Source organism: Stenotrophomonas sp. 01N47, assembly GCF_056399165.1.
This window is the reverse complement of the sequence record NZ_JBFTQU010000016.1, coordinates 1-24,482: the sequence shown is the minus strand read 5'-3', so window position 1 is coordinate 24,482 and position 24,482 is coordinate 1. Positions and strand designations below refer to the sequence as shown.

The following is a 24,482-nucleotide window of genomic DNA, read 5'->3' as shown; positions in this document are numbered from 1 at the left end:
TGCCGGCCAGCGGCCGGCACTACCAGGTGAGGGTTCAGCCGCGCGCGGCCCACCACACGCGCAGCAACGTGCGCACGGGCGTGGCTTCAATCGGTTTGCCGGCGGCCTGCGCCGCCAGACGTGCACGCGCCAGGCTCGCCCACACCCGGCGTGCGCGTGGACCGGGCACGCGGGTGCCCCACCCTTTCAGCAACTGCTGCGCCCAACGCTGTGCAGCGTTGCCGGCATCTTCGTCCAGCAGGCTGCGCGGAACTCCGGCCACGCCAGCGTCCTGCAGGCGCTGGGCCAGGGTCTGCAGCAGCACGGCATGGCCAGCCCCCTTGCGCGGCTTGTCGGCAAACACCACGACCTCGACCGCAGCCACCGCGTCGGCATAGTTGCCCAGTGCGCGTTCGGCTCCGGCAGCGTCCAGCGCTACGGTGCGCGCCTCGACCAGATCCGGCAGCGCCTCGGCCAGCTGCACCCACGGTGCCCGTACCGGCTCCAGCACGCGTCCCAGCGGATGCCGCGAACGCTGCGCGGCCCAGCTGCGCAGTTCCTCGCCCCACCATGCCAGCTTGGCGTCCGCCGGCAGCGGGTCGCCAGTGGTGTTGAGCATGTCGTCGAATTCCTGCAGCAGCGCGAACCACGCCAGCGCCACATGGCGCTGCGGTTCGGCCACGAACGGCTCGGCCACCGACCATTCCGGCCAGCGGCTGCGCCACTTGTCGAGGAAACTATCCAGCGCGGTACTGCTCACTACGTTGTTCCTTACGGCTGGGCCGGGGTCGCCGGCCGGGTCGGCCAGAGACTGGCCAGTTGCAGAAGTCCGGCGTTCTCGACCAGCACATCGGCCTGCCAGGCCAACGGGTCATCACTGTGCAGGCGGTAGCCCCACAGCGCCGCCACCGACGGCATGGCGGCAGCACGCGCGGCGATGATGTCGCGCTCATCGTCGCCGACGTACACGCAGTCTTCCGCTGCGATGCCGATCAGCTGCGCGGCGTGCAGCAGCGGCAACGGATGCGGCTTGCGCTCGGCCAGGGTGTCACCACCGACCAGCACGGCGCAGCGCTGCTGCCAGCCGTACTGGGGCACGATCAGCCGCGCCAGGTATTCAGGCTTGTTGGTGACGATGCCCCACACCGTACCAGCAGCGTCCAGCGCATCGAGCATGCCGGCGACGCCGTCGAACAGCACGGCGTGCTGGCCGATCGAGGCTTCGTAGCGCTGCAGGAACTCGGGAATCAGTGCGTCGCGCTCGGCCGCTTCCAGCTCTGGAAACGCGGCCGACACCATCGCCCGTGAGCCCTTGGACACCACCGGCCGCAACTGCGCCGGATCGATCGGTGCGCGGCCGCGCTCGGCCAGCATCGCATCAAGGGTGGCGACGAAATCCGGGGCGCTGTCCAGCAGCGTACCGTCCAGGTCGAACAGCACCGCACGCGGGAACACGGCGGCGGTCACGGGGCCTTGACCGCGTGGGCCAGGTAGTTGATGTCGGTGCGGCTGCTCAGGCGGGCGCGGTTGCGCCACGGCTCATAGGCCATGCCGCTGACATCGGCCAACTGCAGGTCGGCCTCGCGCAGCCAACGTGCCAGCTCGGCCGGCTTGATGAATTCCTGGTAGTGGTGGGTGCCCCTGGGCAGCAGGCGTGCCACGTACTCGGCACCGACGATGGCCACGGCGAATGCGGCTGCGGTGCGGTTGATGGTGGACAGGAACAGATGGCCACCCGGCTTCAGCAAACGCTTGCAGGCCTCGATGATCGCGCCCGGATCGGGCACGTGCTCGAGCATTTCCATGCAGGTCACCACATCGAAGCTGCCCGGTTGTTCGGCGGCCAGGTCCTCGGCGGCCTGCACCCGGTAGTCGACGCTGACGCCGCTTTCCAGGGCATGCAGACGCGCAACCTTGACCAGCTCCGGCGCCAGATCGATGGCGGTCACTTCGGCACCGGCCTGGGCCAGCGCTTCACTCAGCAGCCCGCCACCGCAACCGATGTCGAGCACACGCGCACCTCGCAGCGGCGCGCGGTCGGCAACGTACTGCAGGCGCACCGGATTCAGTGCGTGCAGCGGCTTCTGCGGGCCGTCGGCGTCCCACCAGCGGTTGGCCAGCGCAGCGAACTTGTCCAGCTCGGCCTGATCGAAATTGGAAGAAGCGTGGGGGGCAGTCATGACGGTTGTCCTTGCGGCGCCTGCACTCAGGCGCGGATATGACGGATGCGCTCGCGCCACTGGCGCGCGTTGGCGATGATGCCCGGCAGGTCCATGCCGACCAGCTCGCGCTGCACCAGCTTGGGCTTGCCGGCGATCCAGACGTCGCTGACCTGCTGCCGGCCGGTGGCGTACACCAGCTGCGACAGCACGTTGTGCAGCGGCTGGGTCTCCAGCGCGGACAGATCAACGCAGACCAGGTCGGCCTGCTTGCCGACCTCGATCGAGCCGATGCGCTCGCCGAAGCCCAATGCGCGGGCGCCACCCAGCGTGGACGCGCGCAACGTGGTCGCCGCGTCCAGCGCGGTGGCATCGTCGGCCACAGCCTTGGCCAGGATCGCCGCGGTGCGGTTCTCGCTGAACATGTCCAGGTCGTTGTTGCTGGCGCAGCCGTCGGTGCCGATGGCCAGGTTCACACCGGCGCGCTGCAGGGCGCAGGCCGGGCAGAAACCAGAGGCCAGTTTCAGGTTCGATTCCGGGCAATGCACCACGCTGACGCCACGCTCGGCGCACAGGTGGATCTCGGCTTCGGTCAGCTGGGTCATATGCACCGCGATCAGGCGGTCGTTGACCAGGCCGAGGCGATCCAGCCGCGCCAGCGGACGCTGGCCGTGCAGCTTGATCGAATCGGTGATTTCCTGCGCGGTTTCATGGGTATGCAGATGCACCTGCATGTCCAGCTGGTCGGACAGCATCCGCACCCGCTCGAAATTGGCATCGTTGACCGTGTACGGCGCATGCGGCGCGAATGCGGTGCCGATCAGCGGGTCGGTGCGCCACTGGTCATGCAGTTCACCGGCCTTGGCGAAGTACTCGTCGTCGGTCTTGGCCCAGGCAGTGGGGAAGTCGATGATGACCGCGCCGACCAGCGCGCGGAAACCGTGCTTCTTGTAGACGGCGGCCTGCACGTCACCGAAGAAATAGTTCTCGTTGGCGCAGGTGGTGCCGCCACGCAGCATCTCGGCGATGGCAAGGGTGGTGCCGTCGGCCACGAATTCGGGCCCGATCACCGCCGCTTCCACCGGCCAGATGTGCTGCTGCAGCCAGGTCATCAGCGGCAGGTCGTCAGCGACGCCGCGCAGCAGGGTCATCGGGTTGTGCGTATGTGCGTTGACCAGGCCCGGCATCAGCGCCGCCTCTGGGCGGCTGACAACCTGGGTGGCGCGGAACCTCGCACGCGCTTCGGCGCGCGGCAGGATGGCCACGATCTCGCTGCCACGGATGGCCACGGCATGGTCTTCCAGCACCACCGCATGCGGCTCGATCGGAACGACATAACCGGCTTCGATGAGCAGGTCGCAGGCTTCGGGGAGGTGCGGGCTATCGCTCATGCGGGCTCACTGGCGGTGGGGCGGCGAGATACTGCTGGGGGACACGCCCCTGAGTCAGGGGCTGCCGCTAAGCGGCGGGGTCTGGAGACTCGTGAAGCGGGGCCCATGATCTGCCGAAGCAGATCATGGGAGCGCCAGCGCGAATGCGATGGCGCGTACCCGGCCAGCGGCCGGCACTACCGTAATCCGGCTGCGCCGGATTACTTGACGCGCGAGGAGTACTCGCCCGAACGGGTGTCGACCTTGATGATTTCATCCTGGTTGACGAACAGCGGCACGCGCACCACGGCGCCGGTTTCCAGGGTGGCCGGCTTGCCGCCGCCGCCCGAGGTGTCACCGCGGACGCCCGGATCGGTCTCGGTGATCTTCAGTTCAACGAAATTCGGCGGCTGCACGAAGATCGGCGAACCGTTGAACAGGGTCACGATGCAGGACTCCTCGCCCTTCAGCCACTTCTCGGCGCCGCCCATGCCGGCCTTGTCGGCCTGCACCTGCTCGAAGGTTTCCGGGTCCATGAAATGCCAGTACTCGCCGTCGCTGTACATGTAGTCCATGTTGGTATCGACCACATCGGCCACTTCCACGTCGTCGGTCGCCTTCATGGTCATTTCGACCGTGCGGCCCGACTTGATGAAGCGATAGCGCACGCGGGTGAAGGCCTGGCCCTTGCCCGGCTTGATGAACTCGGTCTCGGAGATGACGGCCGGTTCATTGTTGACCAGGATCTTCATCCCGTTCTTGACATCGTTCATGCCCGCAGTGGCCATGCTCAAGCTCCTCAAATGGCGAAACCGCCGCGCGTGCGGCGAGCCGGATAGAATGGAAAGCCCACCGGAACCCCGGCGGGCAACTGTTTATGTGTCCATGATAACCGCAGGCCCCCTCTCCATGCAGCTTTCCGCCTTCCCCCGGACCCAGTCGCCAAGCACGCCCGCGCGCTGGCAGCAGCTGTGGCGGCAGGCCCTGCGCGACCCGCAGACGCTGCTGGCCCGCCTGGATCTGGATGCCGCGGCGCTGGGCGTATCGGAGGCGGCCATCGCCCAGTTCGCGCTGCGCGTGCCGGAGGGTTTCGTCGCCCGCATGCGCCGTGGCGACGCCCACGATCCGCTGCTGCGGCAGGTGTTGCCGATCGACGCCGAGATGCGCCCGGCGCCCGGGTTCAGCTTTGACGCAGTGGGCGACGGCGCAGCAAAGAAGGCCACCGGGGTCATCCAGAAGTACCGTGGCCGCGCCCTGCTGGTGGCCACCGGCAGCTGTGCCATCAACTGCCGCTACTGCTTCCGCCGGCATTTCGACTATGGCGCCGAAAACGCCGCCAAGGGGGGCTGGCAGGAGGCCGTGGAGGCCATCGCCGCAGACCCGGACATCGATGAGGTGATCCTGTCCGGCGGCGACCCGTTGTCGCTGGCCACCCACAAGCTGGCCGAGCTGACCGATGCGCTGCGCCAGATCCCGCACATCCGCCGGTTGCGCATCCACACGCGCCTGCCGATCGTGCTGCCCGAGCGCGTGGACGAGGAACTGCTGGCCTGGCTGGGCAGCCTGCCGTGGCCACTGGCGATCGTGGTCCACGCCAACCACGCCAATGAATTCGATGCCAGCGTCGATGCGGCGATGGCCCGCCTGCGTGGCATCGGCGCCCAGCTGCTGAACCAGGCAGTGCTGCTGCGCGGGGTCAACGACAGCGTGCAGGCGCTGCAGGACCTGAGCGAACGCAGCTTCGCCGCCGGCGTGCTGCCGTATTACCTACATCAGTTGGATCGGGTTGAGGGCGTGGCCCATTTCGAAGTGGATGACGTCCAGGCCAAGGCCCTGATTGCCAGCCTCACTGCCCGGCTGTCCGGCTACCTGGTGCCCAAGCTGGTCCGCGAGCTGCCCGGCGACCCGAGCAAGCGCCCGCTGTAGCGCCTCACACGCCCGACTCGATCATCCGCACCACCTCGGTGGCGGTGACCGGGTGGCTCAACCGGTAGCCCTGGCCGAGGTCGCAGCCACGCTGGGCCAGCAGCTCGAACTGTGCCTCCTGTTCGATACCCTCGGCCACCACCGTGATGCCCAGTGCGTGGGCCATGGCGATGATCGCCGTGGTCAAGGCCAGATCGTCCGGGTCGCGCTGCATGTCGGCGACGAAACTCTTGTCGATCTTGACGCCGTCCACCGGCACCTGCCGCAGGTGGCTGAGACCGGAGAAGCCGGTACCGAAGTCGTCCAGCCATACCTTCACCCCTGCCCGGTGCAGGCGGTCCAGCAGCTGCGCGGCCAGCATTTCATCGCCGATCACTGCGGTCTCGGTCAACTCCAGGTGCAGGCGCGAGGCCGGCAGGCCCGACTCCTGCAGGCACTGCGCAACCAACGCCGGCAGCTCACCGCCACGCAGCTGCCGTGGCGACACATTGACCGAGACGAACAGCTCGTCACCGGCCACACCGCGCGGCCACTGCACCGCCTCCATGCAGGCAGCACGCAGCACCTTCGGACCGATGATCTCGATCAGGCCACTCTGCTCGGCCACCTCGATGAACACCGATGGCGGAATCGTGCCCAGCGTCGGGTGCTGCCAGCGCAGCAGCACTTCGACACCGACCATGCGACGGTCGCGCATGCGGAAGATTGGCTGGTAGGCCAGCCGCAGCTCGCCGCGCTCCCAGGCACCGCGCAGCTCCTGCTCCATGTGCACGCGGCGCTCGACCGCGTGATCCATGGCCCGGCTGTAGTAGCGATAGCAGTTCTTGCCGGCCATCTTTGCCTGGTACATCGCGATGTCGCCGTTCTTCAGCAGCGTCGTCGCATCCGCGGCATCGTCGGGGAACAGGGTCACGCCGATCGAGGTGCCCAGGAACAGTTCCCTGCCCTGCACCACCAGCGGCTTGCCCAGCTCGCGCACCAGCACTTCGGCCAGCAACCGCGCATTGGCCGCAACATCGCCATCACCGACGAGGATCACGAATTCGTCGCCGCCGAACCGCGCCAGCACGGCATCGTCGCCGCCGGCCTCGGTCACGGCACGGCCGATGCGCTGGGCGAACTGCAGCAACGCCTCGTCGCCGGCCTCATGGCCCAGCGTGTCATTGACCCGCTTGAAATCATCGATATCGGCAAACAGCAGACCCAACCGGTGATTGGACGCACGTGCGGCCATCAACCGATGGTCCAGCGCCTCGCGGAACGCCAGGCGGTTGGTGAGCCCGGTCAAGGCGTCGGTGTAGGCCATGCGCCGCACTTCGCGGTCGTGGCGGGCGATCGCATCACGCATGCGGGCAAAGCCGCGCACGAGCTCCCCCACCTCATCGTCGCGGGTGTTTTCCCGCAGCGGCGCCTGGTAGTCGCCTGCTTCAATGCGCCGGGCGGCTGCGGCCAGCTCGCGGATCGGTGCCACCAGCGTGCGCTGCACGTACAGGATCACCACCACGCCGATCACCACCAGCAGGCCAAGCATCAGCAGCAGCCAGCCCAGATGCCGGCTTCCCATCTGCTGCAGCCGCTCACCGAGGGTCGCGTTGGCCGCCTGCTCACGCTGCAGCACTTCATCCAGCGCCATGCCGACGCGGACACCACCGATGCGCTGTTTGCCCGTCCTGATCGGCATCGCGTTGTCGAGCACCGTGGGCGACTGCTGCACCACCAGCGACTGCGCGGCAACCGCCCCGGCCGCCAGCGGATCGGTCATCGGCCGCCCGGAGCCGGGCACCCCGGCCGAGCCGTCGTGGACCAGCCGCCCGCGGTCGTCGAACACCAGTACGTAGCGCACCACCGGCTGCCGCGAAATGCTGCGCACAAGCGCCCCGACCTGGTCCAGGTCGTTGTTGTGGAGCGGACCGGCAAGCGCATCGGACAGCTCGCGCACCATGGCCTCGCCACGGCTGCGCACGCTGCGGTCGAACAGTTCGTGGATGACGCCGTTGCTGAGCGACCTCACCTCGCCCTGCATCGCCGCCTGCCGCCCCAGCAGCACGGCCAGGATCGCAACCACCACCAGCATCGCCCCGCCCATCGCAAGCAGGAACCGGGCCTGCATCCCCGAGCCGAGCAACTTCATTCCACTTCCATCCGCACGCGCGTCGACCCTTGTTTCAAATCATCCAGCCACGGTTGCGCATGCGCATCGACGCGGCGGAAACCGGAAGCCCCCAACACCTTCTGCAACGCACGCTGCACCCGCCGAAGACAGACAACACGCGGCAGCACGCCGGACGCGCGGCCGGACACCTTCGGCGCCGGTCCAGCACCCTCCCGGTGCTCACTGCCAAGCGCATGATCCTGCGTCATTGCGAGTCGCCCCTCTTCGCTGCCCAACGGCCCCATCGCGGAACCGGCGCAGCACGCGCCGTCCCGGCCAGCAGGGCCAAGGCCAGGCTCAGCAGTTCCCCCTGCATTGCCCTACGCAGACCCGACACAAGCATCATCCCCCAGGGTATCCGGACAGACTACCCGAAAAAATGAGACCGTCGTCAGCTGTCCTTGCCGATCTTCTGCGCCAGCCGCGCCATGCGCTGGGTATCGGCCAGGATGCCGCGCAGCAGACGCACTTCCTGCTCGCTTGGCTCACTGCGCAGGAACAGACGGCGCAGCTTGCGCATCGCCGACTCGGGCGCGCGCCCCTTGTGGAAATCGATCTCGTCCAGAGTCTCGCCAAGTTGGGCGAAGAAGCTCTCCATCTGATCGTGGCTGGCAGCCTGCTCGCGGTTGTCCGGCTCGGTCGCGGCCACCGGCTGTGCGCCCAGCAGCTGCATGCGCACTTCATAGGCCAGCACCTGCACTGCGGCGGCCAGGTTGAGCGAGCTGAACTCCGGGTCGGACGGAATGTGCACGGCGGCATGGCACAGCTGCAGTTCCTCGTTGGTCAGGCCGGTACGCTCGCGACCGAACACCAGCGCCACCTCGGCACCCTCGCTGGCCTTGGCCACTGCGCGGGCGGCGGCATCTGCCGGCAGGAACTCCTCCAGCTGGACCCGGCGCGCACGCGCTGTGCACCCCAGCACGAAGCGGCAGTCGGCCACGGCTTCGGCCAAGGTGGCCACCACCGGCGCGTCGCCGAGCACGTCCTCGGCGCCGGCCGAGCGCCGGAAGGCCTCTTCATCAAGCGGCTTCTCCGGCGCCACCAGGACCAGGCGGGCCAGGCCCATGGTCTTCAGGGCACGGGCGGCGGCCCCCATGTTGCCGGGGTGTTGGGTCCCGACCAGGACGAATCGGAGGCGGGTGGCGACAGGAAACTGGGACATGAACAGGGAAAATGTCGAGCTGGACGAAGACCAATGGTAAACTGTGCGGCCGGCCACTGCGCCGGACCCGCTCTTTTCCCCCGCCAGCCCTTCTCTTCTGCCCTTCCGGGAGCCCATGCCATGCAGAAACCCGCCGTAACCGTCATGGTCAAGGCCGCCCGCCTCGCCGGCAACGTCCTCTTGCGCAACATCAACAAGCTCGAGGCACTGAATGTAGTCCAGAAGGGCCGCATGGACTACGCCAGCGAAGTCGATGCGGACGCGGAAAAGGTGATCGTCAAGGAACTCAAGCGCGCTTACCCCGAGTACGGCATCTTCGGTGAAGAAGGTGGCGTGCAGAGCGAGCGTCGCCACATGTGGGTCATCGACCCGCTGGACGGCACCAGCAACTACCTGCGCGGCGTGCCGCACTACTGCGTGTCGATCGCCCTGGTCGAGAACGGCGAGCCGACCGACGCGGTGATCTTCGACCCGCTGCGCAATGAACTGTTCACCGCCAGCCGTGGTGCCGGCGCCGTGCTCAACGACCGCCGCATCCGCGTGGCCGACCGCAAGGATCTGGAAGGCACCATGATCCACACCGGTTTTGCCCCGCGCGAGCGTGCCCGCGCCAGTGCGCAGCTGAAGTCGGTGGACGCCCTGCTGGTGCACGCCGAGGACATCCGCCGCTCGGGTTCGGCCGCGCTGGACCTGGCCTACGTGGCCTGTGGCCGCGCCGACGCCTACTTCGAGGCCGGCGTGAAGGCCTGGGACATCGCTGCCGGCGTGCTGCTGGTGCGCGAAGCCGGTGGCAAGGTCTGCGACTTCAAGGGCGCGACCCCGGCCCGCATGGACAACCGTGGCCCGGACACCCAGCAGATCGTGGCCGGCAACCTGAAGGTAGCCGAGTCGCTGCAGAAGGTGCTGGTCAACACGGGTTACGCTGCCGAGTTCGACGCGAAGTTCTGAGTTCGCGCGTAAAGCGGTTCATGGAGACGGCACCTGCGAAGGTGCCGTTTTCGTTTGTGCGCCCACGCGTCGGTAGCGCCGGGCCATGCCCGGCGGATCATTTCCGCCACCGCGGAGGGGTGTCACTTTCTTTGCGTGTGCACCGTGCTGCACGAGCAGCGCGGAACGGCGGAGCCGGCCCGCGGGGTGGCGCACAGGGATGTGCGCCATCAAGAAAGTAACCAAAGAAACACGCCGCCAGTACGCAAGCCGGTGCTACGCACCGGTCCCCTGCGCTTCTCGGCGAACCAGGGGACGGCGCCGAACTCGCTGCGCTCAGACATCGGCGCCTCTGTGCCCCTGATTCCCCTGCGATGCTCGGCTCGCTGCGGCGGACCCAAGATCAAACGCCACAGCTGCACCCAGTAGATCCACGCCATGCGTGGATGCTCTTGCCGTTGATCTTGATCTTCCGGCCCGCCTTATAGCAAGCCGAGCACCGCAGGTCCGGCGAGGGCGAAGAGGCGCGGGTGTCCGAGCGTAGCGAGTTCCCGCGCCGTCCCTCGGCGGACCGAGGAGCGCAGGGTACCGGCGTGCACAGCACGTCGGCTCGCGGCCGGCGGCGCGTTTCTTTTGGTTACTTTTCTTTTCGCGCGAAAAGAAAAGTGACGCCCCTCCGCAGTCGCGGAAATGATCCGCCGGGCATGGCCCGGCGCTACCGACGCGTGGGCGCGCATACAAAAACGCCCGGCACGAGGCCAGGCGTTCCTGCACTGCCCTACAAGCGGAGGCTTACGCCACCGTCGACGCCCGCAGCGCGGCGATGCGCTCTTCCAGCGGCGGGTGGCTCATGAACAGCTTCTTCGCCGTCGAACCGGCAATACCGAACGCGGCGATCTGCGTCGGCAGGGTGCTCTGGCCGTGGTTGAGCTGCAGCCGCTCCAGCGCCGAGATCATCTTCTGGCGACCGGCCAGCGATGCACCGCCGGCATCGGCACGGAATTCGCGGTGGCGCGAGAACCACATCGAGATCATCGTGGCGAACAGGCCGAACACCATCTCCAGCACGAACACGATGATGTAGTAGGCAAAGCCACGGCCGCCACCTTCGCGGTTGCCGGACAGCGCGCTGTCGATCACCCCGCCGACCACGCGGGCCAGCACGATCACGAAGGTGTTCAGCACGCCCTGCAGCAGCGCCATCGTGATCATGTCACCGTTGGCGACGTGGGCGATCTCGTGGCCGAGCACGGCTTCGGCTTCGTCCTCGCTCATGTTGTGCAGCAGGCCCGTGGACACCGCCACCAGCGCGTTGTTGCGGTTGGCACCGGTGGCGAACGCGTTGATCTCCGGGCCGTCATACACCGCGACTTCGGGCATGCCGATACCGGCCGCCTTGGCCTGGCGCTCGACGGTGGCCAGCAGCCAACGCTCGGTCTGGTTGCGCGGCTCGGTGATCACCACCGCACCGGTGGAGCGCTTGGCCATCCACTTGGACAGCAGCAGCGAGATGAGCGAGCCACCAAAGCCGAAGATGGCAGCCATGACCAGCAGGCCGCTCATCCGGCTGGGGTCGACCCCTATCAGCGACATCACGATGCTGGCGAGGATCAGGACCGCGAGGTTGGTCGCCAGGAACAGGGCAATGCGGGTAAACATGGGAAATTCCGGCTCGGAAGGGGTCGATATCCGTCAATTTGCGGTGTGGTCAGCTTGAATTCAAGCGCCAACCTGACCGACGATTCAGCTGCATGACCTCCTCCCCCTCCTGCGGCCGCTTCGCGCCCTCGCCCACCGGCCTGCTGCATCCCGGCTCGCTGCTTGCCGCCTTCGGCAGCTGGCTGCTCGCGCGCCACCATGGCGGCCTGTGGCGGTTGCGCATCGAGGACGTCGACCCACCCCGCACGGTTGCTGGTGCGGCACAGGCGCAGCTGCAGTCCCTGGCCGCGTTCGGCCTGGTCCATGACGGGCCGGTGATCTGGCAAAGCGCGCGCGGCGACGCCTATCAGACTGCGCTGGACCGCCTGCTGGCCGATGGCCACGCGTTTGTCTGCCACTGCAGCCGCAGCGATCTTGCCGCCAACGGTGGCCTGCACCATCACTGCGTCGCGCGGCAGGCACGACCGGACCCGGCCGTCCGCTTCCACGTGCCGCCCGGCAGCATCGTGCGCTTCGAGGATGGCCTGCGCGGCCCGCAGCAACAGGATGTCCATGCCGAGGTGGGCGACTTCGTACTGCGCCGAGCCGACGGCTGCTGGGCCTACCAGTTGGCGGTGGTGGTCGATGACGCCGCGCAGGGGGTCACCGAAGTGGTACGCGGCGCCGACCTGCTCGATTCCACCGCCCGGCAGATCCTGCTGCAGCAGGCGCTGGACCTGCCGACGCCGCGCTACTGGCACCTGCCGCTGCTGCTGGATGCACCGGGCCACAAACTGTCCAAATCACTGGCGGCGATGCCGGTTGATGCCGGCGAGCCGGTACCGGTGCTGCGCCGGTTGTGGGAACTGCTGGGCCAGCCGACCAGCGCTCTGGAAGGCATCGACGACCGCGACGCGCTGTTGGCCGCCACCCGGCGCAGCTTCAACCCCAGCCTGTTGCCGCGCGCGGACATCCTGCTGCCGGCGGGCGCACTTTCCGCGCCGATGTTGCAGAATCCCCCTTCCCCCACCTGATATCCGGACAGCTTTCCATGACATCTCGCGTCGCACTGGTCACCGGCGGAACCGGCGGCATCGGTACCGCCATCTGCCAACGCCTGGCCGACCAGGGCCACCGCGTCGCCACCAACTACCGCGATGAGGCCAAGGCCCGCGCCTGGCAGCAGACCATGAGCGAACGCGGCTACCACGTGGCGATCTTCCCGGGCGATGTCTCCGACTCTGCCAGCGCCGAAGGCCTGATCCGCGCGGTCGAGGCCGAACTGGGCCCGGTCGAGATCCTGGTCAACAACGCCGGCATCACCCGCGACACCACCTTCCACCGCATGCGCGCGGAACAGTGGCACGATGTGATCAACACCAACCTCAATTCGGTATTCAACGTCACCCGCCCGGTCATCGAAGGCATGCGTCGACGCGGCTGGGGCCGGGTCATCCAGATCAGTTCGATCAACGGCCTGAAGGGCCAATACGGACAGGCCAACTACGCCGCCGCCAAGGCCGGCATGCATGGCTTCACCATCTCGCTGGCCCGCGAGAATGCAGGCTTCGGCATCACCGTGAACACGATCTCGCCCGGCTATGTGGCCACCGACATGGTGATGGCAGTGCCCGAGGAAGTGCGCGCCAAGATCATCGCCGACATCCCGACGGGGCGCCTGGGCAAGCCGGAAGAAATCGCATATGGCGTGTCCTTCCTGGTAGCCGAAGAGGCCGCGTGGATCACCGGCAGCAACCTGGACATCAACGGCGGCCACCATATGGGGTGGTAAACGGCGCCAGGGCCTGAAAGCCCGTGCTGCACCCTGCCGTTGGTCATGCTGCGCAGCACGCAAAGCCTTGCTGCGCAACATTCCGGCGACGGAAAGCCAAGCCTGGCGGGGGCTGGGGCGGTTGCAACCGCTGCTGCACTGCGCCATGCTGCGCGTCTACTGTGACGAGTACCGCTTCATGGCTGCGACCCGCATCATCAAGAAGTATCCGAACCGCCGTCTGTACGACACCGAGATCTCCAGCTACATCACCATCGAGGACGTGCGTCAGCTGATCCTCGACGGCGAAGACTTCGAAGTCCGCGACGCCAAGAGCGGCGACGACCTGACCCGATCGGTCCTGCTGCAGATCATCGCCGACCAGGAGCAGGACGGTGAACCGATGCTCTCCACCCAGCTGCTGAGCCAGCTGATCCGCTTCTACGGCGATTCCCTGCAGGGCTTCATGGGCAACTACCTGGAGCGCAGCATGCAGGTCTTCCTCGACCAGCAGCAGCAGTTCCGCCAGCAGATGGGCAACCTGCTGGGGCAGACGCCGTGGGCGATGATGAACCAGCTGACCGAGCGCAACCTGGAGTTGTGGCAGGAGTTCCAGCGCAACATGGGCAGCGGTTTCGGTGGCCCGCGTCCGGGTGGCACCGGAACGGGCACCAGCACCGGCGCGGCCGGCAAGCCGAGCGACCCCACCAGTGGCGCGGGGACCGGCGGCAAGACCCGCCGCTGAGGCGATCGGCCCGGCTGATACAAAAACGGCGCGCCATGGGCGCGCCGTTTTGTTTTCAACGCCGCCATGCGTGGCGTGGATCTACGGACGTTTCGCCTTGCATGCCGAGCACACCCGCTCGACCTTGTAGCCCTTCGCGCGCAGCTTCTCGACCACGCCGTCGCCGCCCAGCAGGTGCAGGCCGCCCACCACCACCAGCGTGCCGCCCTGCCCGGCCTGCAGGTACGGCAGGAGTTTGGGCACCCACGCGTCGTTGCGGTCGGTATTGATGCGCTGGTACAGCTGCGGATACTTCTGGCGCATCTCCACGCCCATCCGGTTCCACAGCAGGCGATCGTCGCCGCGGCGCCAGGCCTCATGCAGCATCTGCGCCTGGCCATCGCCCTTGCCCGCTTCGTCCAGCGCCTCGGACAGCATCTGCCGCTGCTCCTGCACGCTCATGCCATCCAGCAGGTTGATCTGACTGGACATGTCTTCCAGGCCTGCGGTCTTCTTGCCCGCCTTCTGCGCCCGCTGCATGAAATGCCGGTCCAGCCCCAGCTCAGGGTCCAGGCCCAGCTTCTGCATCTGCGCCACGGTGATGGTCAAACCGACAAACCACGCTTTCATGCCCTGCAACTGGGCCAACGGCAGTTTGTTCTGCGTCGCATACGCCTGCAGCTTCTGCCAGGTCGGCGCATCCAGATCACGCTTCAGCTCGCTGCCATCCTTGCGGATAGCGACCTGCATCATCTGGCTGGCCATCTGCGGCGATTGCAGTTCCTCTGGCGTCACCTCGAACAGCACGCGCTGCGAGGCTTCAAAGGCCTGCTCGACATCGGTCGACAGCGGATAGTCCTGCGGCTTCAACAGATGGAAGGAGCCCAGCAGGTACAGGCGTGCATCTCCCTGCCCGGTGACCTTCCACAGCAGCGGCACCGGCGGCTTGCCGGCCGTGGCTTCGGCCGGCGCATCCCGCGCGACGGCCAACGGACCGGCGGCGCAGGCAGCGAGAAAAACGGCACTGCGCAACAACAGTTTCATCAACATGTTCAGCCCTCTCCTTCAGGCAGGTGATACGCCTTCTCACCCGCTTCCACGCGCAGATCCAGGCGGTTCTCCGGCGGTGCCAACGGGCAGGTCGCATAAGCGGTGAACGCGCACGGTGGGTTGTGGGCGTGGTTGAAGTCGATCGCCACGTGGCCGTCGGCGGTGGGCGCATCGGTATCCAGATAGCGGCCGGCAGGATAGCTGCCGTGGCCACTGGTACGGTCGGCAAAGATCAGGAACAGCGGCTGCCCCGGCTCGCCGATCGCTTCCAGCCGCCAGCTGCGGCCGTCACGATCGAATTCCACGGCACCGGCGTTGGGCATCTCGGTGGTCAGGCCGGTGATGTCCACGATCGGCAGGGTCTTGCCTGGTGGATGGGCGATGAAGCGCGCCTGCACCTGCCATTGCGGGCCACCCGGCCAGTACTGCAGGCCGGCGAAATCGCGGCGCGCGGGTGCATCGGCATGCTTGACCCGCAGCGCATCGCGCGGGCCGCGACGGATCAGGCTGAGCTGGCCTTTGCCACCATCGAAGGCCAGCAGGGTCGGCTGCGGATCCTTGTCGGTATCCATGCGGACACGCCCGCGCACAGGCTGTCCGTCGAGGGTGACATCCGTGCCGGACTCCGGCGTGAACCACCACTGGTCACCTTCACGGCGCAGCAGCCCCAGCCTGGCCGGCCCCACCGCCAGGCGGATGCCGCTGGTGGCGCCACTGCCGACAAAGTGCGATCGGTTCTGCAACCAGTGCAGGCCGACCAATGCGGTCCACCCATCGGCCCGGGTCAGGTCCTGGTAACGCAGCACCCGCCATTGCTGTTGCTGCGCGGCGAATGCCGGATCCTCAACGACGGCTGGCGCCGGCTTCGATGCCGGGCTGCAGGCCGCCAGCAACAGGGCCGCCATCAGGCCGCCCATTCCCCAAAATCGCATCGGTGCTCCCCTCAACGTCCGCGCAGGAACCAGCGGTCGATTTCCGCCAGCGAAAAACGGGCCCAGGTCGGTCGGCCATGGTTGCACTGGCCGGACCTTTCAGTGATTTCCATGTCGCGCAGCAGCGCGTTCATTTCCGGCACGGTCAGGCGCCGGTTGGCACGCACTGCACCATGGCAGGCCATGGTCGACAGCAGCTCATCGCGCGCAGTAGCGACGCGACGGCTCTGGCCGTGCTCGCGCAGGTCGGTCAACACATCGCGCAGCAGGCCTTCGGGTTCGGCATGGGCCAGCAGCGCCGGGATGCTGCGCACGTGCAGCGCGCCCGGTCCGGCGCGGGTGATCTCGAACCCGAGGGCGGCCAGCGTATCGGCCTCCGCTTCAGCGGTGTCGGCTTCGCGCTCGCCCACCGCCAGGGTGATCGGCACCAGCAACGGCTGCGACTGCAGGCCGATGCCATCGTGCGCATTCTTCAACCGCTCGTAGCCGATGCGTTCGTGCGCCGCATGCATGTCGACCACGATCAGGCCTTCAGCGTTCTCGGCCAGGATGTAGATGCCATGCAGCTGGGCAACGGCGTAGCCCAGCGGCGGCACCCCGGCGTCGGCACTGGTGACCGGCAGTCCGTTCTCCATCGGCATCGGCGGTAGTGCCGCACCGCGCTCGGCACCCGCAGGCGATGCATACAACGCAGCATAGGCAGCGGGTGCGTCGGCCACCTGCAGGCCCAGCGGCTGCTGGGGTCGCCAACCGGAAAAGCCACCACTTCCGCCCTGCCCCGCGCCGGGTGCCGGACCGCGCACGTAGCCGAAGCTGGAGGCCGTGGCCCCCGGCATCGCAGATGCGCTGCCGCCCTCGGCCGGAGGCACCGCGCCTGCACCGATCTCCTGCGCGCTCATGCCGGCACGGGTGTCTGCCAGCGCATCCTTCAAGGTGCGGTAGACGAAGTCATGCACCAATCGCGAGTCACGAAAGCGCACCTCATGCTTGGCCGGATGCACGTTCACATCGACGCGCGTCGGGTCCAGCTCCAGGAACAGCACATACGCTGGCTGGCGGCCGTGATACAGCACGTCGCCGTAGGCCATCTTCACTGCATGGGCGACACTGCGGTCACGTACCGAACGTCCGTTGACGTACAGGTACTGCTGATCGGTGCTGGCGCGCGAATAATGCGGCTGCGCGATCCAGCCATGCAGGCGCAGGCCGGCACTGCTGTGGTCCACGCGCACGGCCTGGCTGGCGAAGTCTTCGCCCAGGGTCTCGGCCAGGCGCACGTCCGAATACAGGTCACCCGGCTTGTAGCGACGCGAGGCCTTGCCGTTGTGCGAGACACGCAGCTCGACATCGGGACGGGCCAGCGCCAGCGAGCGCAGCCACTCTTCGATATGCCCCAGTTCGGTGCGCTCGGCGCGCAGGAATTTGCGCCGCGCCGGCACGTTGTAGAACAACTCGCGCACTTCCACCGTGGTGCCCGGCGCATGCGCGCGCGGCGTCACCTCGCCGATCTTCCCACCTTCGATCTGCAGTGCCGAACCGTGCTCATCATGGGCACGGCGCGAGGACAGGGTGAAACGGCTGACCGAAGCGATCGACGGCAGCGCTTCGCCACGGAAACCCAGCGTGGCCACCGCTTCCAGTTCGTCCAGGTTGGCGATCTTGCTGGTGGCGTGCCGCGAAACCGCCAGTGGCAACTGCTCTGCGGCAATGCCGCTGCCGTTGTCGCGGATGCGGATCAGGCGCACACCGCCTTCTTCCAGCTCGATATCGACGCGGCTGGCGCCGGCATCGATCGCGTTCTCAACCAGCTCCTTGACCACCGATGCGGGTCGTTCGACCACTTCACCGGCGGCAATCTGGTTGATCAGGATTTCCGGCAACGGCCGGATCGGACGCGGATCGGGCGCGTTCATGGGCAAGCAAGGCAGGCAGACGTCATGCCACGATGATAGCGGAGCGGCGCCAGGTAGAGTCGAGATCCACCGTACGCGGCGCCAACCAGGCGTGGCCTGGCTCTAGCGGAAGCGGGCGATCCAGCGGGTTACTTGCTGCCGCCCGCCACGGTGCTTGCGGCGTCGATCTCGGCCTGCGCGCGCGCGGCGTACAACGTGCCCGGCGGCGGTTGGCGGCTGAAGAAGGTGTGCACGCCATCCAGCACCGCACCGGCGACCTTGCGCTGGTAGGCCGGGTCGATCAGGCGGCGCTCTTCATCCGGGTTGGAGATGAACGCGGTTTCCACCAGCATCGCCGGCATGTCCGAAGTGCGCAGCACGGCGAAGTTGGCGCGCTCGATGTTCGGCTTGTGGTTGTTGCCGATACGCTTCAGGCCGCCCAGCACGTGCCCGGCTGCGTCCTCGGAGGATTTCATGTAGCCGCTCTGGGCTAGGTCCAGCAGGACGTTGGCCAGCGTGCCTTCGGTCTGCTGCAGGCGCACGCCACCGACCAGATCGGCCGCGTTTTCCTTATCCGCCAGCCAGCGTGCACGCTGCGAAGACGCGCCCTTGGTCGACAGCACATACACCGACGAACCGGTGGCTGAGCGGTTTTCGGCGGCGTCGGCATGGATCGAAATGAAGATGTCGGCCTTGTTCGCACGCGCCTTCTGCGCACGCATCGGCAGCGGGATGAACACATCGCTGTCGCGGGTGAGGAAGGCTTTCAGGCCAGGCGTAGCGTTGACCTGGCGAGCCAATTCACGCGCCACCGCCAGAGTGACATCCTTCTCGCGCTTGCCGGTCGGGCCGATGGCGCCCGGATCCTGACCGCCATGGCCCGGATCGATCGCCACCACCAGGTGACGCATGCCCGGCTGCATGCGGATGCGCGAGGCATCGCTGGGCATGGTCGGACGCGGCGACTCGGTCGGCGCAACAGGTGTCGGCACCGGCTTCGGCTGGGTGGCCACCACCGCAGTGGTGGCCTGACCAGCCAGGATCGCTGCCGGCGATGAGGTCGGGGTGCTGCTGGCGGTGGTGCCCGCTGCCGCCATCTGCACCGGGGTGGTGCTCGGCGCCGGCGTCGGCGCGGCGGGTGCCGCAGCGCTGGCACTGGCCTGCTGCTGGACCTGCGCGGTCAACAGCGCAGTGGCTCGCGCGGCATCACCACGGGACTGTGCGGTTTGTGCCGGGGTCGGGCCCGGGACCGCAGCCGGACTCACCGAAGATGCCGCTGGCGGCTGCGTCGGTGCAGGCGTCACTGCGGGGCGACTGGCGGCCACGGCCGGGCCATCGCCCGGCCACTCGATCACCAGCTTGGATTCATTGCCTTCGCGCTGCATCTGCGGGCGGAAGGGGGCGACCGTCTCGGCCAGGTCGAATACGACACGGAAAGTGCCCGGCACCGGCTGCCCGGTCCGCACCGCAGTCACCACGCCCTGCGGCGACGGCATCTTCAGGTTGCGCACCGCGCTGGAATCGGGGAAATCGACCACCAGCCGGTTCGGGCCGGCCAGCGACAGGGTCTTGTAGCCGCCACTGCCGACCAGCGCGATTTCCGCACGGGTTCCGGTAGAACCGGTATTCAGCAGCACCTGGCGGACCTCACCGGCCCACGCACTGACGCTCGCCAGACCAAGTCCGACGGCGGCACAGATGGCAATGAGTCGATTCCCCGGGCGCATGACTCAGGATTCAATCACCGCACTGAACGGAATGCAACACCTTTTTCCTTAATAATCCGTAACCTGCCGGTGTTTGTTCTCGTCAGCCGACAGAAAGGGCCTGCAAGTCGCCACCTTCGGGAAGCCGCTGCAGCCATTCACGCCCCGTGTCGCTGATGCCAGTGAGACGCACGCGACGCCCCTGGCCTTCAATCTCCAGTGCGACCACCAGATCGGTTGGCGGCAGCGCACCGGCACCGCGCTCTGGCCATTCGACCAGCCACAGCACGGCGCTGCCCTCGTCCAGCCCGAGGAAATCCAGCTCGCCAGCCTGGCCGATGCGATACAGGTCCATGTGCCAGGCCTCGCCACCACTGGACAACGGATAGCGCTCGACCAGGGTATAGGTGGGGCTGCGGATCGCCCCCTGCACGCCCAGCGCCCGCAACAGCGCGCGCGCCGTGGTCGATTTGCCGGCGCCAAGATCACCGCGCAGCTCGACCAGCGCCTGCGGCGGACGGGTGGCTGCCAGCCATTGCCCCAGCAGTTCGGTGGCGTTGCTGTCAGCAAGGAAGAATTCGGTCATCGGGAACGTTCCGGGTTGGCCAGCCGCCGCAGGGGCGCCAGCAGATCAGTGGGAAGCAGGCCGCGGGCACCGTCGGCGGCGGCGACATCGCCGGCCAGGGCATGCAGCAGCGCACCGCCTGCCGCCGCATCGAACGCAGGCAGGCCCTGCGCGCGCAGGCTGGCGATGATGCCGGTCAACAGGTCGCCCATGCCACCTACCGCCATTCCCGGATTGCCGGCCGCAATCAGTCGCGGTGCGTGGCCGGGCGCGGCGACGATGCTGCCCGCCCCCTTCAGCACCACCACTGCGTGATAGCGCTCGGCCAGCGCCTGCGCGCTGGCATAGCGATCGGCCTGGACTGCCGCCGTCCTGGTTTCCAGCAGGCGCGCGGCTTCGCCGGGGTGCGGGGTCAGGATCGCATCGGGCAGCGCATGCGCATCCTGCGCCAGCAGGTTCAGCGCATCGGCGTCGATCACCAGCGGCAGGCCTGACTGCAGGACGCGTGCATACAGCGCGCGCGCCCATTCGTCCTGGCCCAGGCCCGGGCCGATCGCCACGACTCTGGCCTTTGCCAGCAACGCGGGCAGCGCTGAGCCATCTTCCAGCGCGTGCGTCATCGCTTCAGGCAACCTCGCCAGCAGCGGGCCGACATGGTCCCGGCGGGTGCCGATGCTCAACAGGCCTGCACCAGCGCGCAGCGCGGCTTCGGCGGCCATCGCGATGGCACCGCCGCTGCCGTGGTTGCCGCCCACGCACAGCACATGGCCGGATTCGCCCTTGTGGCTGTTGGCACGGCGCGGCGGCAGCAGATCGGGCAGGCGCGACTGCGTCCAGCACTCTGCAGCAGCGACGACACCCTGCCAGGCCACATCGGCCAGCGTCAGTGGTGCCAGGTGCCTGCGCCCGGTGTATTCCAGTGCGTCGCCGGTGTACAGGCCGCGGTGGGCGACGATGAACTGCACTGTCAGGGCCGCGCGCACGGCTGCGCCCGGCACGCAGCCATGGTCGGCGTCGACACCGCTGGGTACGTCCAACGCCAACACCGGCGACTGCTGCGCGTTCAGCGCCTTGATCAAGGCCAGTGCCGCCCCGTCTGGTGCCCGGGAGAAGCCAAGGCCGAACAGGGCATCGACCCATATATCGGCCTGGGCCAGTTCGCCGTTGAAATCAGTGACGGTGCCGCCCGCGGATCTGAAATCCGCTGCGGCGCGCTGCGCCAACGCCGTGGAAGGTGGGCTGCCCGGCAGCGCGATCAGCTGCACCTGCCGCCCGGCCTGCAGCGCATGACAGGCCAGCACATAGCCATCGCCGCCATTGTTGCCGCTGCCAACCACCACGCCGATCCGCCGCGCCTGCGGCCAGTGCTGCAGCAGGCTCTGCCAGGCCGCCTGGCCCGCCTGGGCCATCAGGCCCCAGCCACCATCGCCCACCAGCGCGGAGGCCTGGGCATCGAGTGTGCGTGCGGCACGGGAATCGAACAGATCGGCGAGGTTGGCCATGCGGGGATTTTATACTGGTGCACATGTCCCCCGTCCCTGCCCCCCTCGATCCGGCCTTGGCCGTACAGCGCATCCGCGATCTGGCGCGCGCGCATGGCTTCCAGCGCTGCGGTATCGCCGGCATCGAACTGGGCGAGGACGAGGCGCACCTGGCGGACTGGCTGGGCCAGGGCCTGTACGGCACGATGGACTGGATGGCACGCCACGGCACCCTGCGCGCGCGCCCGGCAGAACTGCTTCCCGGCACCGTGCGGGTGATCTCGGTGGGCATGGACTACAGCCACAGGGACGACACCGAAGCGTGGGCGACCCTGGCCGATCCGGGGCGCGCCTACGTCGCCCGCTACGCACTCGGCCGCGATTACCACAAGCTGATGCGCAACCGCCTGCAGAAGCTGGCCACGCAGATCAACGATGAGGTGGCGCCGCTGGGCTACCGCGTCTTCGTCGATTCGGCGCCAGTGCTGGAACGCGCGCTGGCACGCAACGCGGGGCTGGGCTGGATCGGCAAGCACACCTGCCTGATCGATCGCCACGGCGGCTCGTGGTTCTTCATCGGCGAGATCTACATCGACCTGCCGCTGCCGATCGACACGCCGGCCAGCGCGCACTGCGGCACCTGTACCCGCTGCATCGACGTCTGCCCGACCCAGGCCATCACCGCCCCGCAGCGGCTGGATGCGCGCCGCTGCATCTCCTACCTGACCATCGAGCATGACGGTGCGATTCCAGTGGAGATGCGACCGCTGATCGGCAACCGCATCTATGGCTGCGACGACTGCCAGCTGGTCTGCCCCTGGAACAAGTTCGCCAAGCGCACCGACGAGGCTGACTTCCGCGCCCGCAACAACCTGGACACCGCACGCCTGGATCAGTTGTTCGCATGGGACGAAGCTGAATTCCTGCGCCGTACCGAAGGCAGCCCGATCCGCCGCAGTGGCCATGAGCGCTGGCTGCGCAACATCGCCGTGGCGCTGGGCAATGCGCCAACCACGGCAGAGACGCTGTCGGCGCTGCAGACGCGCGCCGAGGATGCTTCACCCGTAGTCCGCGAACACGTGCAATGGGCACTGGCCCAGCACGGCCAGCGCTGACGTGCGATCCTGAACCCCCTGCTCCATCTGCCCCACGCCGTAACCATGCAGCCACGCAACAACGACGTCCTCACCCCCAGCCAGCTCAACACCCTGGCGCGCGACCTGCTGGAAGGCAGCTTCCCGGCGATCTGGGTGGAAGCCGAACTGGGCAGCGTGGCGCGGCCGGCGTCCGGCCATCTGTATTTCACCCTGAAGGACGCGCGTGCGCAGTTGCGCGCTGCGATGTTCAGGATGAAGGCGCAATACCTGAAGTTCGTGCCGCGCGAGGGCATGCGCGTGCTGGTGCGCGGCAAGGTGACTCTGTACGACGCCCGTGGCGAGTACCAGATGGTGCTGGACCACATGGAGGAAGCCGGCGAAGGCGCACTGCGTCGCGCGTTCGAAGAACTGAAGGCGCGACTGGAAGCCGAGGGACTGTTCGACCCGGCCCGCAAGCGGTCGATGCCGGCCCACGTGCAGCGCCTGGCGGTGATCACCTCGCCCACCGGTGCCGCCGTGCGCGATGTGCTGAGCGTGCTCGGCCGCCGCTTCCCGTTGCTGGAAGTGGATCTGCTGCCGACGCTGGTACAGGGCGCAACCGCTGCCGCGCAGATCACCCGCCTGCTGCAGGCCGCCGATGCCAGCGGCCGCTACAACGTGATCCTGCTGACCCGTGGTGGTGGCTCGCTGGAAGACCTGTGGGCGTTCAACGATGAAGCCCTGGCCCGTGCAATCGCCGCCAGCGGCACGCCGGTGGTCTCGGCGGTGGGTCACGAAACCGACTTCAGTCTCAGCGATTTCGCTGCTGACCTGCGCGCGCCTACGCCATCGGTGGCCGCGGAACTGCTGGTACCCGATCAGCGCGACCTGGCCCTGCGCCTGCGCCGCAACGCGGCTCGCATGGTGCAGCTGCAACGCCACGCCATGCAGCAGGCCATGCAGCGCGCTGATCGCGCCCTGCTGCGCTTGAACGCACAGAGTCCGCAGGCACGACTGGATCTGCTGCGCCGTCGTCAGCTGGACCTCGGACGTCGCTTGCATGCGGCGCACAACCAGCAGCAGGAGCGTCGCGCAGCCCGTTTGCGCCACGCCGCTGCAGTGTTGCGGGGCCATCATCCGCAGCAGCAGATGGAGGCGCTGCGACGTCGCCTTGCCGCGTTGGGCGGTCGCCCGCAAGCGGCGCTGCAGCGCCTGATGCAGCGTGATGCGCTGCGCCTGCGCGGCCTTGCACGTTCGCTGGAAGCGGTCAGTCCGCTGGCGACCGTCGCGCGTGGCTACAGCATCGTGACCCGTGCAGACGATGGCGCGCTGGTGCGCCGGATCGAGCAGGTGCAACCGGGTGACGCACTGCAGGCCCGGGTCGGCGACGGCGTGATCGACGTACAGGTGACTGCGGTCAAGTAAGGGGTGTTCGGCAGGGCTACGCCCTGCACCCGCCGAGGCCTTCAAGCAACGGCAACGTCAAATGCAACAGCCGGCTCTGAGCCATCTGTGGGTTTGGTGGGGCAGTGTCGGATTGCGGGGACGCCGTGAACCCGTCCGTGGGGGCTTGGCCGCGTCTTGCTCGTGTGCGCTGTCCTGCGCACACGGCAAGACCGGGGTTGGGCGTCCTGCCCAACCCGCCCGAGGCATGCCTCGGGCCCATGCCGCGGACACCCCGCAATCCGACACCGCCCCACCTTCGACAGTTTCCCGGTGGCGGTTGGCACATCCATGCCATCCGTGGATGCATCTCCATCGAGATCGAATATTTCGAAATCGGGACGAAAAGCATCCACGCATGGCGTGGATCTACTGTCGACCAAGGTCGACACCTACCAATAGCAAACCACGCCATCCAGACAGATTGCGGAAAACTGTCGAAGGCGGGGTGGGTCCGGTTGCGGGGGCGTGAGCGCCATGGATGGCGCGACCGAGCTTACAGGGACGTACTTGCAGCGTCCCCCGCAAC

Annotated in this window: 22 protein-coding genes; 7 read left to right on the top strand and 15 right to left on the bottom strand. The window is 67.7% G+C overall.

Features of this window, described 5'->3' with window-relative positions:
- Positions 1 to 34 precede the first annotated feature (34 nt).
- The 5 genes from AC1DKR_RS20370 to efp form a co-directional block, all read right to left on the bottom strand.
- A complete protein-coding gene (locus AC1DKR_RS20370) occupies positions 35 to 739 on the bottom strand; it encodes an isoprenoid biosynthesis enzyme family protein (protein WP_442244048.1) in 705 nt (234 codons plus the stop codon).
- A gap of 11 nt (positions 740 to 750) precedes the next feature.
- Positions 751 to 1,446, bottom strand: coding sequence for a phosphoglycolate phosphatase (locus AC1DKR_RS20365; protein WP_312787521.1), 696 nt, complete (start codon positions 1,444 to 1,446; stop codon positions 751 to 753).
- Positions 1,443 to 2,159 (bottom strand): bifunctional 2-polyprenyl-6-hydroxyphenol methylase/3-demethylubiquinol 3-O-methyltransferase UbiG, encoded by a 717-nt coding sequence (ubiG, locus tag AC1DKR_RS20360; protein WP_312787523.1) that lies wholly within the window; start codon positions 2,157 to 2,159, stop codon positions 1,443 to 1,445. The genes AC1DKR_RS20365 and ubiG overlap by 4 nt, the downstream gene beginning before the upstream one ends.
- Positions 2,160 to 2,185: 26 nt before the next feature.
- Positions 2,186 to 3,529 (bottom strand): TRZ/ATZ family hydrolase, encoded by a 1,344-nt coding sequence (locus AC1DKR_RS20355; RefSeq protein WP_025876398.1) that lies wholly within the window; start codon positions 3,527 to 3,529, stop codon positions 2,186 to 2,188.
- 200 nt (positions 3,530 to 3,729) lie between these two features.
- On the bottom strand, positions 3,730 to 4,296 hold the full coding sequence (efp, locus tag AC1DKR_RS20350) for an elongation factor P (RefSeq protein WP_006379771.1): 567 nt from the start codon (positions 4,294 to 4,296) through the stop codon (positions 3,730 to 3,732).
- Positions 4,297 to 4,393: 97 nt separating this feature from the next.
- On the opposite strand from efp, the gene epmB reads away from it, so the two are divergent.
- A complete protein-coding gene (gene epmB, locus AC1DKR_RS20345) occupies positions 4,394 to 5,434 on the top strand; it encodes an EF-P beta-lysylation protein EpmB (protein ID WP_363732557.1) in 1,041 nt (346 codons plus the stop codon).
- Positions 5,435 to 5,438: 4 nt separating this feature from the next.
- On the opposite strand, the gene AC1DKR_RS20340 is transcribed toward epmB, so the two are convergent.
- The 3 genes from AC1DKR_RS20340 to AC1DKR_RS20330 all read right to left on the bottom strand — a co-directional run bounded on the left by AC1DKR_RS20340 (position 5,439) and on the right by AC1DKR_RS20330 (position 8,748).
- Positions 5,439 to 7,565 carry a putative bifunctional diguanylate cyclase/phosphodiesterase gene (locus AC1DKR_RS20340; RefSeq protein ID WP_478034836.1) on the bottom strand — a complete coding sequence of 709 codons (2,127 nt, stop codon included), beginning with the start codon at positions 7,563 to 7,565 and terminating at the stop codon, positions 5,439 to 5,441.
- The gene (locus AC1DKR_RS20335; protein WP_313249739.1) at positions 7,562 to 7,795 is read right to left on the bottom strand and encodes a hypothetical protein; all 234 of its coding nucleotides are present in this window, start codon (positions 7,793 to 7,795) and stop codon (positions 7,562 to 7,564) included. The genes AC1DKR_RS20340 and AC1DKR_RS20335 overlap by 4 nt, the downstream gene beginning before the upstream one ends.
- A 182-nt stretch (positions 7,796 to 7,977) precedes the next feature.
- Complete coding sequence (locus tag AC1DKR_RS20330) at positions 7,978 to 8,748, bottom strand: RNA methyltransferase (RefSeq protein WP_312109123.1); 771 nt, start codon at positions 8,746 to 8,748, stop codon at positions 7,978 to 7,980.
- 120 nt (positions 8,749 to 8,868) lie between these two features.
- Between AC1DKR_RS20330 and AC1DKR_RS20325 the strand changes: the two genes are divergently transcribed.
- The gene (locus AC1DKR_RS20325; RefSeq protein ID WP_089236240.1) at positions 8,869 to 9,696 is read left to right on the top strand and encodes an inositol monophosphatase family protein; all 828 of its coding nucleotides are present in this window, start codon (positions 8,869 to 8,871) and stop codon (positions 9,694 to 9,696) included.
- A gap of 771 nt (positions 9,697 to 10,467) precedes the next feature.
- On the opposite strand, the gene htpX is transcribed toward AC1DKR_RS20325, so the two are convergent.
- Positions 10,468 to 11,334, bottom strand: a complete 867-nt coding sequence (gene htpX / locus AC1DKR_RS20320) for a protease HtpX (protein ID WP_223495803.1) — start codon at positions 11,332 to 11,334, stop codon at positions 10,468 to 10,470.
- Positions 11,335 to 11,426: 92 nt separating this feature from the next.
- Here htpX and gluQRS point away from each other — a divergent pair, with 92 nt between their 5' ends.
- The 3 genes from gluQRS to phaR all read left to right on the top strand — a co-directional run bounded on the left by gluQRS (position 11,427) and on the right by phaR (position 13,829).
- Positions 11,427 to 12,347, top strand: coding sequence for a tRNA glutamyl-Q(34) synthetase GluQRS (gene gluQRS / locus AC1DKR_RS20315; protein ID WP_312109138.1), 921 nt, complete (start codon positions 11,427 to 11,429; stop codon positions 12,345 to 12,347).
- Positions 12,348 to 12,364: 17 nt separating this feature from the next.
- Entirely contained in the window at positions 12,365 to 13,105 is a 741-nt protein-coding gene (gene phbB, locus AC1DKR_RS20310) for an acetoacetyl-CoA reductase (RefSeq protein ID WP_223495807.1), read from the top strand.
- 178 nt (positions 13,106 to 13,283) lie between these two features.
- Positions 13,284 to 13,829: a polyhydroxyalkanoate synthesis repressor PhaR gene (gene phaR, locus AC1DKR_RS20305; RefSeq protein WP_478034886.1), complete on the top strand. Its 546-nt coding sequence runs from the start codon at positions 13,284 to 13,286 to the stop codon at positions 13,827 to 13,829.
- Positions 13,830 to 13,910: 81 nt separating this feature from the next.
- Here phaR and AC1DKR_RS20300 read toward each other — a convergent pair whose 3' ends face one another.
- From AC1DKR_RS20300 to AC1DKR_RS20275, 6 genes are all read right to left on the bottom strand, one after another.
- Positions 13,911 to 14,858, bottom strand: coding sequence for a TraB/GumN family protein (locus AC1DKR_RS20300; protein ID WP_363732545.1), 948 nt, complete (start codon positions 14,856 to 14,858; stop codon positions 13,911 to 13,913).
- 2 nt (positions 14,859 to 14,860) lie between these two features.
- Positions 14,861 to 15,790, bottom strand: coding sequence for a DUF1684 domain-containing protein (locus AC1DKR_RS20295; RefSeq protein WP_363732543.1), 930 nt, complete (start codon positions 15,788 to 15,790; stop codon positions 14,861 to 14,863).
- Positions 15,791 to 15,801: 11 nt separating this feature from the next.
- Positions 15,802 to 17,703, bottom strand: a complete 1,902-nt coding sequence (mutL, locus tag AC1DKR_RS20290) for a DNA mismatch repair endonuclease MutL (RefSeq protein WP_478034818.1) — start codon at positions 17,701 to 17,703, stop codon at positions 15,802 to 15,804.
- A gap of 128 nt (positions 17,704 to 17,831) precedes the next feature.
- Positions 17,832 to 19,409 (bottom strand): N-acetylmuramoyl-L-alanine amidase, encoded by a 1,578-nt coding sequence (locus AC1DKR_RS20285; RefSeq protein WP_478034816.1) that lies wholly within the window; start codon positions 19,407 to 19,409, stop codon positions 17,832 to 17,834.
- Positions 19,410 to 19,491: 82 nt separating this feature from the next.
- A complete protein-coding gene (gene tsaE, locus AC1DKR_RS20280; protein ID WP_025876369.1) occupies positions 19,492 to 19,974 on the bottom strand; it encodes a tRNA (adenosine(37)-N6)-threonylcarbamoyltransferase complex ATPase subunit type 1 TsaE in 483 nt (160 codons plus the stop codon).
- Positions 19,971 to 21,455, bottom strand: coding sequence for an NAD(P)H-hydrate dehydratase (locus tag AC1DKR_RS20275; protein ID WP_394196598.1), 1,485 nt, complete (start codon positions 21,453 to 21,455; stop codon positions 19,971 to 19,973). The genes tsaE and AC1DKR_RS20275 overlap by 4 nt, the downstream gene beginning before the upstream one ends.
- A gap of 23 nt (positions 21,456 to 21,478) precedes the next feature.
- Here AC1DKR_RS20275 and queG point away from each other — a divergent pair, with 23 nt between their 5' ends.
- Together queG and xseA are read left to right on the top strand one after the other, a co-directional pair.
- A complete protein-coding gene (gene queG, locus AC1DKR_RS20270) occupies positions 21,479 to 22,549 on the top strand; it encodes a tRNA epoxyqueuosine(34) reductase QueG (RefSeq protein WP_312110664.1) in 1,071 nt (356 codons plus the stop codon).
- Between the two features lie 45 nt (positions 22,550 to 22,594).
- On the top strand, positions 22,595 to 23,935 hold the full coding sequence (xseA, locus tag AC1DKR_RS20265) for an exodeoxyribonuclease VII large subunit (protein WP_442250844.1): 1,341 nt from the start codon (positions 22,595 to 22,597) through the stop codon (positions 23,933 to 23,935).
- Positions 23,936 to 24,482: the final 547 nt, after the last annotated feature.